Source organism: Streptomyces sp. NPDC002144 (genome assembly GCF_053593695.1).
This window is the reverse complement of the sequence record NZ_JBSFDB010000020.1, coordinates 88,762-102,908: the sequence shown is the minus strand read 5'-3', so window position 1 is coordinate 102,908 and position 14,147 is coordinate 88,762. Positions and strand designations below refer to the sequence as shown.

General features: G+C 69.9%; 11 protein-coding genes and 1 riboswitch. Of the genes, 9 read left to right on the top strand and 2 right to left on the bottom strand.

Annotated features, from left to right (window positions below):
* Positions 1-93 precede the first annotated feature (93 nt).
* The 9 genes from ACWCQ1_RS28085 (at position 94) to ACWCQ1_RS28045 (ending at position 10,673) form a co-directional block, all read left to right on the top strand.
* The gene (locus ACWCQ1_RS28085) at positions 94-1,365 is read left to right on the top strand and encodes a cytochrome P450 family protein (RefSeq protein WP_133045926.1); all 1,272 of its coding nucleotides are present in this window, start codon (positions 94-96) and stop codon (positions 1,363-1,365) included.
* 190 nt (positions 1,366-1,555) lie between these two features.
* On the top strand, positions 1,556-2,509 hold the full coding sequence (locus tag ACWCQ1_RS28080) for a LysM peptidoglycan-binding domain-containing protein (protein ID WP_451027635.1): 954 nt from the start codon (positions 1,556-1,558) through the stop codon (positions 2,507-2,509).
* Positions 2,510-2,715: 206 nt separating this feature from the next.
* Positions 2,716-2,886: riboswitch (cyclic di-AMP (ydaO/yuaA leader) on the top strand.
* A 3-nt stretch (positions 2,887-2,889) separates the two neighbouring features.
* A complete protein-coding gene (locus tag ACWCQ1_RS28075; RefSeq protein WP_133045928.1) occupies positions 2,890-3,567 on the top strand; it encodes a transglycosylase family protein in 678 nt (225 codons plus the stop codon).
* Between the two features lie 325 nt (positions 3,568-3,892).
* The gene (gene eno / locus ACWCQ1_RS28070) at positions 3,893-5,179 is read left to right on the top strand and encodes a phosphopyruvate hydratase (protein ID WP_133045929.1); all 1,287 of its coding nucleotides are present in this window, start codon (positions 3,893-3,895) and stop codon (positions 5,177-5,179) included.
* Between the two features lie 144 nt (positions 5,180-5,323).
* Positions 5,324-5,800, top strand: a complete 477-nt coding sequence (locus tag ACWCQ1_RS28065; RefSeq protein WP_133045930.1) for an FtsB family cell division protein — start codon at positions 5,324-5,326, stop codon at positions 5,798-5,800.
* Between the two features lie 24 nt (positions 5,801-5,824).
* Positions 5,825-6,451 (top strand): DUF501 domain-containing protein, encoded by a 627-nt coding sequence (locus ACWCQ1_RS28060; protein ID WP_358592768.1) that lies wholly within the window; start codon positions 5,825-5,827, stop codon positions 6,449-6,451.
* Entirely contained in the window at positions 6,448-7,389 is a 942-nt protein-coding gene (locus ACWCQ1_RS28055; RefSeq protein WP_451027634.1) for a Ppx/GppA phosphatase family protein, read from the top strand. Before ACWCQ1_RS28060 ends, ACWCQ1_RS28055 begins: the two co-directional genes overlap by 4 nt.
* Before the next feature lie 444 nt (positions 7,390-7,833).
* Positions 7,834-9,210 carry an NAD(P)/FAD-dependent oxidoreductase gene (locus tag ACWCQ1_RS28050; RefSeq protein WP_133045933.1) on the top strand — a complete coding sequence of 459 codons (1,377 nt, stop codon included), beginning with the start codon at positions 7,834-7,836 and terminating at the stop codon, positions 9,208-9,210.
* A 167-nt stretch (positions 9,211-9,377) separates the two neighbouring features.
* Positions 9,378-10,673 (top strand): class I SAM-dependent methyltransferase, encoded by a 1,296-nt coding sequence (locus tag ACWCQ1_RS28045; RefSeq protein WP_451027633.1) that lies wholly within the window; start codon positions 9,378-9,380, stop codon positions 10,671-10,673.
* 60 nt (positions 10,674-10,733) lie between these two features.
* Here ACWCQ1_RS28045 and ACWCQ1_RS28040 read toward each other — a convergent pair whose 3' ends face one another.
* Complete coding sequence (locus tag ACWCQ1_RS28040) at positions 10,734-13,262, bottom strand: ABC transporter permease (protein ID WP_451027632.1); 2,529 nt, start codon at positions 13,260-13,262, stop codon at positions 10,734-10,736.
* Positions 13,262-14,035 (bottom strand): ABC transporter ATP-binding protein, encoded by a 774-nt coding sequence (locus tag ACWCQ1_RS28035; RefSeq protein WP_133045937.1) that lies wholly within the window; start codon positions 14,033-14,035, stop codon positions 13,262-13,264. The genes ACWCQ1_RS28040 and ACWCQ1_RS28035 overlap by 1 nt, the downstream gene beginning before the upstream one ends.
* Positions 14,036-14,147: the final 112 nt, after the last annotated feature.

Below are 14,147 nucleotides of genomic sequence, written 5' to 3'. Positions count from 1 at the left end.
CCTGGCACCGCGGCCGCCGTCGTAGCGTCGCCGTCCCCCGTCGTCCCGGCACCGAGGTCTGGACGGGTACCCGCGGCCGGATACCGTCGAGGAGTGACCAGCCATCCCGCTCCCGACAGCACCGTCCCGGAACTCTTCAGCTGGGAGTTCGCCACCGACCCCTACCCCGCCTACGCGTGGCTGCGTGAGCACGCCCCCGTCCACCGGACCACGCTGCCCAGCGGAGTCGAGGCCTGGCTGGTCACCCGGTACGCCGACGCCAAGCAGACGCTCGCCGACAGCCGGCTCTCCAAGAACCCCGCGCACCACGACGAACCCGCCCACGCCAGGGGCAGGACGGGTATCCCGGGGGAGCGCAAGGCGGAGCTGATGACGCATCTGCTCAACATCGACCCGCCGGACCACACCCGGCTGCGCCGGCTCGTCAGCAAGGCCTTCACCCCGCGCCGGGTCGCCGAGTTCGCCCCGCGGGTGCAGGAGTTGACGGACCGTCTCATCGACGGGTTCGCGGGGAAGGGGGAAGCGGACCTCATCCACGAGTTCGCCTTCCCGCTCCCCATCTACGCGATCTGCGACCTCCTCGGCGTCCCGCGCGAGGACCAGGACGACTTCCGGGACTGGGCGGGCATGATGATCCGGCACGGAGGCGGACCGAGGGGCGGGGTCGCGAGGTCGGTGAAGAAGATGCGGGGATACCTCGCCGAGCTCATCCACAAGAAGCGCCAGGCCCTCCCGGACGACCCCGCTCCCGGCGAGGACCTCATCTCCGGGCTCATCCGCGCCTCCGACCACGGCGAGCACCTCACCGAGAACGAGGCCGCGGCGATGGCGTTCATCCTGCTGTTCGCCGGGTTCGAGACCACCGTCAACCTCATCGGCAACGGCACCTACGCCCTGCTCACCCACCCCGAGCAGCGGCGAGCCCTCCAGACCTCCCTCGCGGCCGGCGAAGAGGGTCTGCTCGCGACCGCCGTCGAGGAACTCCTGCGCTACGACGGCCCGGTGGAGCTGGCGACCTGGCGGTTCGCCACCGAACCCCTCACCATCGGCGGACAGCACATCGCGGCCGGCGACCCGGTTCTCGTCGTCCTGGCCGCCGCGGACCGGGACCCGGAGCGGTTCGCCGACCCCGACACCCTCGACCTCGCCCGGCGTGACAACCAACACCTCGGCTACGGTCACGGCATCCACTACTGTCTCGGCGCCCCACTGGCCCGGCTGGAGGGCCAGACCGCGCTGGCCACGCTGCTCACCCGGCTGCCGGATCTGCAACTCGGTGCCGACCCGGCCGAGTTGAGGTGGCGCGGCGGGCTCATCATGCGCGGACTGCGCACGCTTCCGGTGGAGTTCACCCCGGCCGGGTGAGGAGACACCGCCGGACAAACGCCGGACAAACATGACACGCGCTCAAGTCTGTGATCTTCACGTGATCTACGCGGCATTAACTTGTGACAAGTGATCGTCTGACGATACGTTCACGGATCAACAGCGGCGCCAGGGCCTGGCCCATGCTTCACGCGCCGTGTTCAGTGCTGTCTCGCGAAAGGCCCTGCACATGCTCTCCGGGAACGGTCGTCACCGTCGCCCCCGCCAGGCTCCGGCCCTGCTCGTCGCGGCCGGCGTGACCGGCTCCGCCATCGCCATCCCGCTCCTCGGTGCGGCGAGCGCGAACGCGGCCGACGGGACCACGTGGGACAAGGTGGCGAACTGCGAGACCGGCGGCTCCTGGAGCGAGAACAGCGGCGGCTTCTACGGCGGCCTGAACCTGACCCAGGACGACTGGGACAAGTACGGCGGCCTCGACTACGCCGAGCGCCCCGACCTCGCCAGCCGCAACCAGCAGATAGCCGTCGCCGAGAAGATCCTCGATGCCGAGGGCGTCGGCGCCTTCCACACCTGTGGACTGACCTCCGGGCTGACCAAGGACTCGGCATCGGTGGACATCGACACCGGTGTGTCCGGCGGTTCGTCCGGTTCATCCGGTTCGTCCGACACCTCGAACGGGTCCGGCTCCACGGGTCTGTCCAACTCCTCGGGCGACTCGGCGGGTGACTCCTCCTCGACGGACGGCTCGCCGTCGCCCTCCGCCTCCACCGGCTCTCCCTCCGCTTCGGCGGGCAAGTCCAGCAAATCGGACAACTCGACCTCGCCTTCCGCGTCCCCCTCGGATTCGCGGGCGGCCGACAGCCCGTCGACAGGTCGGTCGAAAAGCGACGACTCGGACAATGAGCAGCAGGCGGTGGGCTCTTGGAGCCTCGTCGACACCGGCGCCGTCGCCTCCGATACGGGCACCGGACGGCACCGCGGCGCGAGTGCCGAGGAGGCCGTGACCGAGAGCGCCAAGGGTGGCACGTACACCGTGCGCGCCGGCGACACCCTCGGCTCCATCGCCGACAGCCTTGGCCTGGACGGCGGATGGCGCGCGCTCTACGGCGCGAACAAGCAGGCCATCGGTACCGACCCGAACCACGTCTCCGCCGGTCAGACGCTCGACCTTCCGGTTGAATAAGGGGCGAACGGGGCGGAAAAAGACGGGAGTTCACGTCATATTTCGCGCTGAATGTCCGGTTTGGCGAAAGTGTGGGATGAGTCTCAGAAGCCCTGATCGTCTTTGAAATTCCGCCGATTCCGTGTCTACGGTCTTCACCGCTCGGCAATCCGAGCCCCGACGGCCGCAACGCCGAATCCTGCCAGTGGCCGTACGGGAACAGTCGTCGCTTGACAGCGCCGTAGGCAGGAGCGGGGGACCCAAGGTAAGTGCCCCACCGGGCAGTTGACGGTGGCGGCTTGGGGTGGAGCCGCGTCTCGCGGAAGCGAGGACGCGTCCGGGCAACTCAACCGGCCCGAACCCGACAGCTCACCTCGCAGGCGTCGGTGAGGGGATCAACCATGCTGTTTTCCAGCAAGGGCAAGCACCGCCGTCCGTCCAAGGCCACCCGTGCCGCCGCGCTCGCCGGTGTCACCGGTGTCGCCATCGCCGCTCCGCTGATGGCGGCCGGCAACGCCTCCGCCGCCACCGCCTCCGAGTGGGACGCGGTCGCCCAGTGCGAGTCGGGCGGCAACTGGTCCATCAACACCGGCAACGGTTACTACGGCGGCCTGCAGTTCTCCGCCTCCACCTGGGCCGCGTACGGCGGCACCGCCTACGCCCCGCAGGCCAACCAGGCCAGCAAGGCGCAGCAGATAGCCGTCGCCGAGAAGGTCCTCGCCTCCCAGGGCAAGGGTGCCTGGCCGGTCTGCGGCAAGGGCCTGTCCGGCGCCGCCTACAACGGCGCGAGCGCCTCCAGCGGCAGCACGAACCGCTCGACCGAGTCGAAGGCCGCCTCCCGCTCCTCCGAGCGTCCGGCCGTCAAGACCCACAAGAGCCAGAAGACCGTCACCACCCCGACCGGCAAGAAGGTCAAGAAGGGCGACGGCGAGTACAAGGTCGTCAAGGGTGACACCCTCAGCTCCATCGCCGCCAAGCACGGCGTCAAGGGCGGTTGGAAGAAGCTGTTCGAGCTGAACAAGGACATCATCAGCGACGCCAACCTGATCTACCCGGGTCAGCAGCTGCACCTGAAGTAATAGCTGAACGACAGGGCCCTGACAGCCGTGTCCCCCAGTGTGGAGGACATGTGAGGGCCTCCCCCGTCCCCACGGGCTCCCCGCTCCGGTGCGTGTTCCCCCGTACGCACCGGGGCGGGGCTTTTTCATGCGCGGGTGCTCGCGCGCGGGTGCTCGCGCCGTTTTCACGCGGGAGCGCCCCACCCTCTTTGTTCCGTTCAGAAACAATTTACTCTCGGTTCTGCCCAAGAGGTGGTCGGCGGCGTGGCCGATCGGCCTTGGGCGGTTAGGCTCGTCTCGCAGAGCCACCGCGGCGCTGCACAGCCGCGTCACATGGAAGAAGGAGATGCTCGTGCCGTCCATCGACGTCGTCGTAGCCCGGGAAATCCTGGACTCCCGAGGCAACCCCACGGTCGAGGTCGAGGTCGGCCTCGACGACGGCAGCACGGGTCGTGCCGCCGTCCCGTCCGGCGCCTCCACGGGTGCCTTCGAGGCCATCGAGCTCCGCGACGGTGACCCCAACCGCTACCAGGGCAAGGGCGTCGAGAAGGCCGTCCTCGCCGTCATCGAGCAGATCGGCCCGGAGCTGGTCGGGTACGACGCCACCGAGCAGCGCCTGATCGACCAGGCGATGTTCGACCTGGACGCCACCGACAACAAGGGCTCCCTCGGCGCCAACGCCATCCTCGGCGTCTCCCTCGCCGTCGCCCACGCCGCCTCCGAGGCCAGCGACCTCCCGCTCTTCCGCTACCTGGGCGGTCCGAACGCGCACCTGCTGCCGGTGCCGATGATGAACATCCTGAACGGCGGCTCGCACGCCGACTCCAACGTGGACATCCAGGAGTTCATGATCGCCCCGATCGGCGCGGAGTCCTTCTCCGAGGCGCTGCGCTGGGGTGCCGAGGTCTACCACACCCTGAAGAAGGTCCTGAAGGGCAAGGGCCTGGCCACCGGCCTCGGCGACGAGGGCGGCTTCGCCCCGAACCTCGAGTCCAACCGCGCCGCCCTCGACCTCATCCTCGAGGCGATCAAGCAGGCCGGGTACGTCCCGGGCGAGCAGATCGCGCTCGCGCTCGACGTCGCCGCGTCCGAGTTCTACAAGGACGGCAAGTACGAGTTCGAGGGCAAGTCCCGCTCGGCCGCCGAGATGACCGAGTACTACGAGGAGCTCGTCGCCGCCTACCCGCTGGTCTCCATCGAGGACCCGCTGTTCGAGGACGACTGGGCCGGCTGGAAGGTGCTCACCGACAAGCTCGGCGACAAGGTCCAGATCGTCGGCGACGACCTGTTCGTCACCAACCCCGAGCGCCTCGCCCGCGGCATCGAGGAGGGCACCGCGAACGCCCTGCTCGTGAAGGTGAACCAGATCGGCTCGCTGACCGAGACCCTGGACGCCGTCGAGCTCGCCCAGCGCAACGGCTTCAAGTGCATGATGTCGCACCGTTCCGGCGAGACCGAGGACGTCACCATCGCCGACCTGGCCGTCGCCACCAACTGCGGCCAGATCAAGACCGGCGCCCCGGCCCGCTCCGAGCGCGTCGCCAAGTACAACCAGCTGCTGCGCATCGAGGAGATCCTCGACGACGCGGCGGTGTACGCGGGCCGCAGCGCGTTCCCGCGCTTCAAGGGCTGAGCACGCAGGGCTGAGCGCCAAGGGCTGAGCACCGTCGACGGCTGATCCTTACGGGGCTGAGCCTTAGCCAGTCGTACGTACGTCCCCGTACCGGTCCCGTACCGTGTGCGGGGACGTACGCACGTGTGACGGGAGGCGGGGAACATGGCCGTGAAGGACCGGGACCGGTTCTCCACCGCGACCAGACTGCGGCTGCTCGGCGAGCAGACCGCCGCCCGTGTCTACCGCTCCCAGACCCGGCGCCAGGCCCGCCGCTCCCGCCTCACCGGCCGCGCGGCCCTGCTCGCGCTCGTGGTGTGCACGCTGGTGGTGGCGCTGGCCTATCCGATGCGCCAGTACGTCTCCCAGCGCGCCCAGATCTCCGACCTGGAGCGGCAGCAGCAACAGGAGCGACAGCGGGTCGAGCAGCTGCGCGACCTCAAGGCGCGCTGGCAGGACGACGCGTACGCCGAGCAGCAGATCCGGCAGCGGCTGCACTATGTGATGCCGGGCGAGACGGGGTACGTCGTGATCGACCCGGACGCGGCCAAGCAGTCCCGCGCCGACCTCGGGGCCGCCGACCGGCCCTGGTACGCCAATGTCTGGTACGGGGTCGACAAGTCCGACGCCTCCGACCAGTGACGTGACGAGAGAGACAAGTTCGTAGTGGAAACGCCTCCGCCGACCACCCCGCGCACCGAGCCCACCGACGCGGACGTCGCGGCCTTCAAGCAGCAGCTCGGGCGTCCGCCGCGCGGCCTGCGCGCCATCGCCCACCGGTGCCCGTGCGGGCAGCCGGACGTCGTGGAGACGGCGCCCCGCCTTCCCGACGGCACCCCCTTCCCCACCCTGTACTACCTGACGTGCCCCAAGGCGAACTCCGCCATCGGCACGCTGGAGGCGAACGGGGTGATGAAGGAGATGACGGAGCGGCTGGGGACGGATCCCGAGCTGGCCGCCGCGTACCGTGCCGCGCACGAGGACTACGTGCGGCGCCGGGACGAGATCGAGGAGCTGACCGGCTTCCCCAGCGCCGGCGGCATGCCGGACCGGGTGAAGTGCCTGCACGTCCTGGTGGCCCACTCGCTGGCCGCGGGCCCGGGTGTGAACCCGCTCGGCGACGAGGCACTGGCGATGCTGCCCGAGTGGTGGCGCAAGGGCGCCTGCGTGACGCCCTTGGGGCCGCCGGCCGGCGAGGGATGGCAGACCGACGTCTCCGAGGACGGCACGGGCTACTTCGCCTCCCGGCCCGTCGGCCGGGACGTGAAGCCGAGCGAGGGAGACGCCCAGTGACCCGTGTCGCCGCCGTCGACTGCGGTACGAACTCCATCCGGCTGCTCGTCGCCGACGCGGACCCCCGGACCGGGGAGCTCGTCGATCTGGACCGGCGCATGACCATCGTGCGGCTCGGGCAGGGCGTCGACCGGACCGGGCGGCTCGCGCCCGAGGCGCTGGAGCGGACCTTCGCCGCCTGCCGCGAGTACGCGGCCGTCATCAAGGAGCACGGCGCCGAGCGGCTGCGGTTCGTGGCCACCTCCGCCTCCCGGGACGCCGAGAACCGGGACGAGTTCGTGCGCGGGGTCCTCGACATCCTGGGCGTGGAGCCGGAGGTCATCTCCGGTGACCAGGAGGCCGAGTTCTCCTTCACCGGGGCGACCCGGGAGCTGGCCGGCGCCGACCACCTCGACAGGCCGTACCTGGTCGTGGACATCGGCGGCGGGTCCACCGAGTTCGTGGTCGGTGAGGAGCACGTGCGGGCGGCCCGTTCCGTGGACGTCGGCTGCGTCCGGATGACCGAGCGGCACCTGGTCCGGGAGGGCGCCGTGACCGACCCGCCCACCGAGGAGCAGGTCGCCGCCATGCGGGCCGACATCGAGCGGGCCCTGGACCTCGCCGAGGAGACGGTCCCGCTGCGTGAGGCGCGCACCCTGGTCGGGCTCGCGGGGTCGGTGACGACCGTCTCGGCCATCGCCCAGGAACTGCCCGAGTACGACTCCGCCCGCATCCACCACTCGCGGGTCTCCCTCGAACGCGTCCGGGAGATCACCCACTGGCTGCTGCACTCCACCCACGCCGAGCGGGCCGCCGTACCGTCCATGCATCCGGGCCGGGTCGACGTCATCGCCGCCGGGGCCCTCGTCCTGCTGTCGATCATGGAGCGGACCGGTGCGGGGGAGGTCGTCGTCAGCGAGCACGACATCCTCGACGGCATCGCGTGGTCGGTGGCGTAGGTCTCGTTTGTTACTGATCGGTAGCACTCGGACGAGCAGGTCGGGTAGCGTCTGAGCATGATCGAGGGGCCCTCGCGGGCCCTTCGGCGACACGCCGCCGGGAAAGTTCGTGAAGTTCTTCACAAGGAATTCCACCGTGTCGAACCACGAAAAGGCCCCGCTTGGGCCTTCCGGGGGTCCAACAGGCCCTTGAACACGTTCAATGGGAGCGTGTAGGGGGGTAGGGGAAGGGGCTTCCGGGGGGTTGTTTCGGGCCGCTCACGAGAGCGTCATCAGGCCGGAGAGGCTGCTCACGCGGCATTGACAACGGGTCGTACCGGGCGGGGGGTTCCCCGCACGATCATGATCCACGTCACGCGGGTCGCGCAGGATAACACACCCCCTGCAAGAGCTTGTGAAGGGGCGCACGAGCGACCCCCCTGGGGCGGGTGGATACTCGATGCCATGAGCACCACGGAGCGTCCCAGGATCCTCGTAGTAGGCGGTGGGTACGTAGGCCTGTACGCAGCTCGGCGCATCCAGAAGAAGATGCGCTACGGAGAGGCGACCGTCACGGTCGTCGACCCCCGGTCGTACATGACCTACCAGCCCTTCCTCCCCGAAACCGCCGCCGGCAACATCTCCCCGCGCCACGTCGTCGTCCCGCTGCGACGCGTGCTGCCGAAGGCGGAGGTCCTCACCGGCCGGGTCACCACCATCGACCAGGACCGCAAGGTCGCCACGATCGCCCCGCTGGTCGGCGAGGCGTACGAGCTGCCCTTCGACTACCTGGTGATCGCGCTCGGCGCGGTCTCCCGCACCTTCCCGATCCCCGGCCTCGCCGAGCAGGGCATCGGCATGAAGGGCATCGAGGAGGCCATCGGCCTGCGCAACCACGTCCTCGAGCAGCTGGACAAGGCCGACTCCACCACCGACGAGGAGATCCGCCGCAAGGCGCTCACCTTCGTCTTCATCGGCGGCGGCTTCGCCGGTGCCGAGACCATCGGTGAGGTCGAGGACCTGGCCCGCGACGCGGCCAAGTACTACAAGAACGTCTCCCGCGAGGACATGCGCTTCATCCTCGTCGACGCAGCCGACAAGATCCTGCCCGAGGTCGGCCCCAAGCTGGGCGCCTACGGCAAGGAGCACCTGGAGAGCCGCGGTGTGGAGATCTACCTCTCCACCTCGATGGACTCCTGCGTCGACGGCCACGTGGTGCTCAAGAACGGCCTCGAGGTCGACTCCAACACCATCGTGTGGACCGCCGGTGTGAAGCCCAACCCGGCCCTCGCCCGCTACGGCCTGCCGCTGGGCCCCCGCGGTCACGTCGACTGCGAGCCGACCCTCCAGGTCAAGGGCACCGACTACATCTGGGCCGCCGGCGACAACGCCCAGGTCCCGGACCTCGTCGGCCGCAAGGCGGGCAACGAGAACGCCTGGTGCCCGCCGAACGCCCAGCACGCGCTGCGCCAGGCCAAGGTCCTCGGCGACAACGTGATCTCCGGTATGCGGGGCTTCCCGCAGAAGGACTACAGCCACGCCAACAAGGGCGCGGTGGCCGGTCTCGGCCTCCACAAGGGCGTCGCGATGATCGTCATGGGCAAGATGAAGATCAAGCTCAAGGGCCGTCTCGCCTGGTACATGCACCGTGGCTACCACGGCCTCGCGATGCCGACCTGGAACCGCAAGGTCCGCGTCTTCGCCGACTGGACCCTCGGCATGTTCCTCAAGCGCGAGGTCGTCTCCCTCGGCGCGATGGAGCACCCGCGCGAGGAGTTCTACGAGGCCGCCCGTCCGGTGCCGGCCGCCGAGCCGAAGAAGACCGAGGCCAAGGCCTCCTGACCGGTTTCCGGTCGCTGAACGAACCGAAGGGCCTCCCGCCATCCGTGGTGCGGGAGGCCCTTCGGGTTTTTTCTGATCCGTAACAGCCGTGGGGGACTGCGCGGCCACCTCAACGATGTTTTCGTGGGTATGGGACATTCCGGGATCTCGTCACGGAGGTGTGCGCCATGGCTGACGCCGCGCTGCGGCTGAAGAGCCTCGTCGAGCAGTTGCTGGGAGTGCCGTTGCCGGTGCGGATCCGCGCCTGGGACGGTTCGCAGGCGGGGCCGCCGGACGCACCGGCGCTGGTCGTGCGCAACCGCCGGGCGGTGCGCCGGCTGCTGTGGAAGCCGGGGGAGCTGGGGCTGGCCCGGGCCTGGGTCGCCGGGGACCTGGAGATCGAGGGCGATCTGTACCAGGCCCTGGACCTGATGGCGGAGCTCGTCTGGGAGCGCGGGGAGGGCGCCAGGACCCTGCTGCAGGCGCTGCGGGACCCGAAGGTACGGGCCGCCGCCCGGGGGCTCGTGAAGATCGCCGGGCTGCCGCTGCCGCCCGCGCCGCCCCGCGAGGAGGTCCGCAGGGCCCGCGCCCATCTGCACACCAAGCGCACCGACAGACGCGCCATCAGCCACCACTACGACGTCGGCAACGACTTCTACGAGATCGTCCTCGGCCCGTCGATGGTCTACTCGTGCGCCTACTGGGCCGCCCCGGACGCCACGCTCGAACAGGCCCAGCGCGACAAGCTCGATCTCGTCTGCCGCAAGCTCGGGCTGACGGAGGGTCAGCGGCTGCTGGACGTCGGCTGCGGCTGGGGCTCGTTGGCCCTGCACGCGGCCCGCGAGTACGGCGTGCGCGTCGTCGGCATCACCCTTTCCCAGGAACAGGCCGCGTACGCCCGTAAACGGGCCGCCGACGGGGGTCTGACCGACCTGGTGGAGATCAGGGTGCAGGACTACCGGGACGTCGCCGACGGGCCCTACGACGCCATCTCCTCCATCGGCATGGCCGAACACGTGGGCGCCGACCGGTACCTGGAGTACGCGCAGGACCTGTACCGGCTGCTGCGGCCCGGCGGGCGGCTGCTCAACCACCAGATCGGCCGTCGTCCGCAGCGCGACGAATCGTCGTACAACGTGGACGAGTTCATCGACGCGTACGTGTTCCCCGACGGGGAGCTCGCCCCGGTCGGGACCACCGTCACCCAGCTGGAGCGGGCCGGGTTCGAGGTGCGGGACGTCGAGGCGCTCCGCGAGCACTACGGGCTCACCCTGCGCCGCTGGGTGGACAACCTGGAGGCCGACTGGGCACGCGCGGTGCGGCTGGCCGGGGCGGGCCGGGCCCGCGTCTGGCGGCTGTACATGGCCGCCTCCGCGCTCTCCTTCGAGCGCAACCGCATCGGCGTCAACCAGGTGCTGGCGGTGCGCACTCCGGAGGGCGGCGCGTCCGGGATGCCGCTGCGCGCCCGGACCTGGGGTGTCTGAGGCGCGTAGGTGCGAAGGGGCCCCGTCCGGTGGCCGGACGGGGCCCCGACTGCCGTGCCGCTAGTCGGACTTGATGGCCGACAGCATGTTCAGGCGGGCCGCGCGGCGGGCCGGCCAGAGGGCGGCGAGGACTCCGACCGTGGCGGCCAGCAGGAGGAAGACCGCCATCCGGGTCCAGGGCAGGACCAGTTCGTACGTCGGCATCTTCGTGCCGAGCAGTTCGCCGGCCGCCCAGCCGAAGAAGACGCCCAGGCCGATGCCGAGCACCCCGCCGAACAGGGAGATCACCAGGGACTCCAGACGGACCATCCGCTTGACGGACTTGCGGTCCAGGCCGATCGCGCGAAGCATCCCGATCTCCTGGGAGCGCTCGAAGACCGACATGGCCAGGGTGTTGATGACCCCGAGGACCGCGACGACCACCGCCATGGCGAGCAGGCCGTAGACCATGTTCAGGATCAGCGTGAAGGTCTGCGCGATGCTGTTGGAGAGGTCCTTCTTGTCCTGGACCTTGATGGCCGGGTTGGAGCCGAGCGCCTTCTCCAGCCGGTCCTTGGTCGCGCCGGACGCGCCGTCGGCGGTCTTCACCAGGACCTGCATGTCGCCGGGGTCCTTCACGTGCGGGGTGACGACGGCGCTGTCGAGCAGGATGCCCCGGATCAGCTCGTTGCCCTCGTAGACGCCGGAGACCGTCAGACGCGAGGACCTGCCGTCCTCGTAGTGCGCGGTGAAGGACGAACCCGCCTTCCAGCCGTGGGACTTGGCGGTCTCCTTGTCGACGACGGCCTGAGTGCCGCCGACCTTGAAGGTACCGCTGTCGAGCTTCAGGTCGGTGAGCTCGCCGATCGCCGATCCGGTCACGCCGGTCAGGGACTCGCCCGTGCCGTCGATGCGCGAATAGACGTTGCGCAGCGGGCTGGTGGCGGTGACGCCTTCCGTGGCGGAGACCTTCTTGTCGACGTCGGGCGAGAGCTCGTTGCCGTTCGCCATGGAGACCACGTAGTCCGCGCGGATCGCCGAACTCGCCATCTTGTCGATGGACTTCTGCAGGCTCCCCGCCATCACCGTCATGCCGGTGATCAGGGTGAGGCCGATCATCAGCGCGGAGGCGGTGGCGGCCGTACGGCGCGGGTTGCGCACCGAGTTCTGCCGGGCCAGCTTGCCGGAGACGCCGAAGACGCGCAGCACCGGTGCGGCGGCCCCGATCAGCGGGCGGGACAGCAGCGGCGTGAGGATGAAGACGCCGATGATCAGCAGGACCGCGCCGAGCCCCATCGGGGCCTGGCCGTCGCTGCCGTTCATCGACGTGGCGGCCAGTACCGTCGCCACGCCCGCGGCGCTGAACAGCGCGCCCAGCGTGTTGCGCAGCACCAGCGACTTGGTCGTCGCCTTCGCATGCACGCTGCTCATCGCGGCCACCGGCGGGATCTTCGCGGCCCGCCGACCGGGCAGCCAGGCGGCCAGCATGGTGATGACGACACCGACCGCGAGGGCGCTCGCGACCGTGCCCGGCGTGATGACCAGCGGTCCGTCCGGGACCGTCGCGCCGAGGGTGTTCATGAGGGAGCGCAGCGCCGCCCCGATGCCGATGCCCGCGACGAGGCCGCTGACGCCCGCGGCCGCGCCCACCACGAACGCCTCGATCAGCACCGACCGGGTGACCTGGCGGCGGGAGGCGCCGACCGCGCGCAGCAGCGCCAGCTCCTTGGTGCGCTGGGCGACCAGCATGGTGAAGGTGTTGGCGATGATGAACGTGCCGACGAAGAGGGCGATGCCGGCGAAGACCAGCAGACCCTGCTTGAGCCCGCTCATCGACGACGAGATCTGCTGCGCCTGGTCGTCGGCGAGCTGCTTGCCGGTGGTGGTCTCGACGAGCCGGGTGCCGAGCGCGCCGTCGAGGGAGGTCTTCAGCGCGGTCTGGGCGGTCCCGGAGGCGGCCTTCACATCGATCTCGTCGTACGTGCCCGCCTTGCCGAACTGCTTCTGCGCGGTGGCGGTGTCGAAGAGGGCGAGGCTGCCGCCGGCGGCGACATTGCCGTCGTCGGTGGTGAAGATCCCGCTGATGACGGGCTTGAGGACCGGGCCGTCCACGGAGATCCGCACGGTGTCGCCGACCTTGTAGCCGGCGCGCCTGGCGGTGTCCGCGTCGATGGCGACCTGGTTCGCGCCGTGCGGCGCGCTGCCGTCCTTGAGCGGGTAGCGCGGGTCCTTGCCGCCCCAGTAGTTGCCGCCCTCGGAGCGGAAGCCGCCGCCGATGAGCTTGCCGTTCTTGTCGGCGATGGCGGTGAAGCCGCTCACGACACCGATGGCGTCGGCGGCGCCCGGCACCCTGGCGCTCTTGTCCAGCATCGCCTGGGTCAGCTCGGGCGTCTTGCCGACCGTGTTGCCCTCGTCCTCCTGGTACTTGGCCCGCACGGCCACGTCGACCTGGTCGAAGCCCTTGGCCGAACTCTTCTGGAACGCGTCGGAGATGGTGTTGGTGAAGACCAGCGTGCCCGAGACGAACGCGACGCCGAGCATCACGGCGAGCACGGTCATCAGCAGCCTGGCCTTGTGCGCGAGTACGTTGCGCAGGGCGGTGCGGAACATCAGCTGGTGCGGCCCTTCGCGTCGAACTGCTTCAGGAAGTCCAGGACGTTCTCGGCCGTCGGCCGGTACATCTCGTCGACGATCCTGCCGTCGGCGAGGAAGACGACGCGGTCCGCGTAGGCGGCGGCGACCGGGTCGTGGGTGACCATGACGACGGTCTGCCCCAACTCCCTTACGGAGTTGCGCAGGAAGCCCAGCACCTCGGCGCCGGAGCGGGAGTCGAGGTTCCCGGTGGGCTCGTCGCCGAAGATGATGTCGGGCCGGGAGGCGAGGGCACGGGCCACGGCGACTCGCTGCTGCTGGCCGCCGGAGAGCTGCGAGGGGCGGTGGCCGAGGCGGTCCCGGAGGCCGACCATCTCGATGACGCGGTCGAGCCACTGCTTGTCCGGTTTCCGCCCGGCGATGTCCATCGGGAGGGTGATGTTCTCCAGGGCCGTCAGGGTCGGCAGCAGGTTGAAGGCCTGGAAGATGAAGCCGATCTTGTCCCGGCGCAGCTTGGTGAGCTGCTTGTCCTTGAGCGAGCCGAGTTCGGTCTCGCCGATGCGCACCGAGCCGGAGGAGAAGGTGTCGAGGCCCGCCACGCAGTGCATCAGCGTGGACTTGCCCGAGCCGGAGGGGCCCATGATCGCGGTGAACTCGGCCTGCCGGAAGTCGACGGAGACCCGGTCCAGGGCGACCACCTGGGTCTCGCCCTGTCCGTAGATCTTCGACAGGTCCGTGGCGCGTGCGGCCACGGTTTCGGTGGCCCGGCCGGCGACGGGTGTGGTGGTCACGGGAAGGCTCTCCTCGAGGGACGACGTCTTGGAAGGGGACGTGTTCCATCGTGGGGGCCGGAGATGCCCGTGTAGTCAGTCGCAGTTCCGGTTCCGGGGGGCGACTCGGGTC

What these genes read in the sequence shown, in the direction of transcription:
- ACWCQ1_RS28080 (WP_451027635.1), top strand. Translation starts at nt 1,556, where the DNA reads ATGCTCTCCGGGAACGGTCGTCACCGTCGCCCCCGCCAGGCTCCGGCC.
- ACWCQ1_RS28075 (WP_133045928.1), top strand. Translation starts at nt 2,890, where the DNA reads ATGCTGTTTTCCAGCAAGGGCAAGCACCGCCGTCCGTCCAAGGCCACC.
- eno (WP_133045929.1), top strand. Translation starts at nt 3,893, where the DNA reads ATGCTCGTGCCGTCCATCGACGTCGTCGTAGCCCGGGAAATCCTGGAC.
- ACWCQ1_RS28065 (WP_133045930.1), top strand. Translation starts at nt 5,324, where the DNA reads ATGGCCGTGAAGGACCGGGACCGGTTCTCCACCGCGACCAGACTGCGG.
- ACWCQ1_RS28050 (WP_133045933.1), top strand. Translation starts at nt 7,834, where the DNA reads ATGAGCACCACGGAGCGTCCCAGGATCCTCGTAGTAGGCGGTGGGTAC.
- ACWCQ1_RS28045 (WP_451027633.1), top strand. Translation starts at nt 9,378, where the DNA reads ATGGCTGACGCCGCGCTGCGGCTGAAGAGCCTCGTCGAGCAGTTGCTG.
- ACWCQ1_RS28040 (WP_451027632.1), bottom strand. Translation starts at nt 13,262, where the DNA reads ATGTTCCGCACCGCCCTGCGCAACGTACTCGCGCACAAGGCCAGGCTG.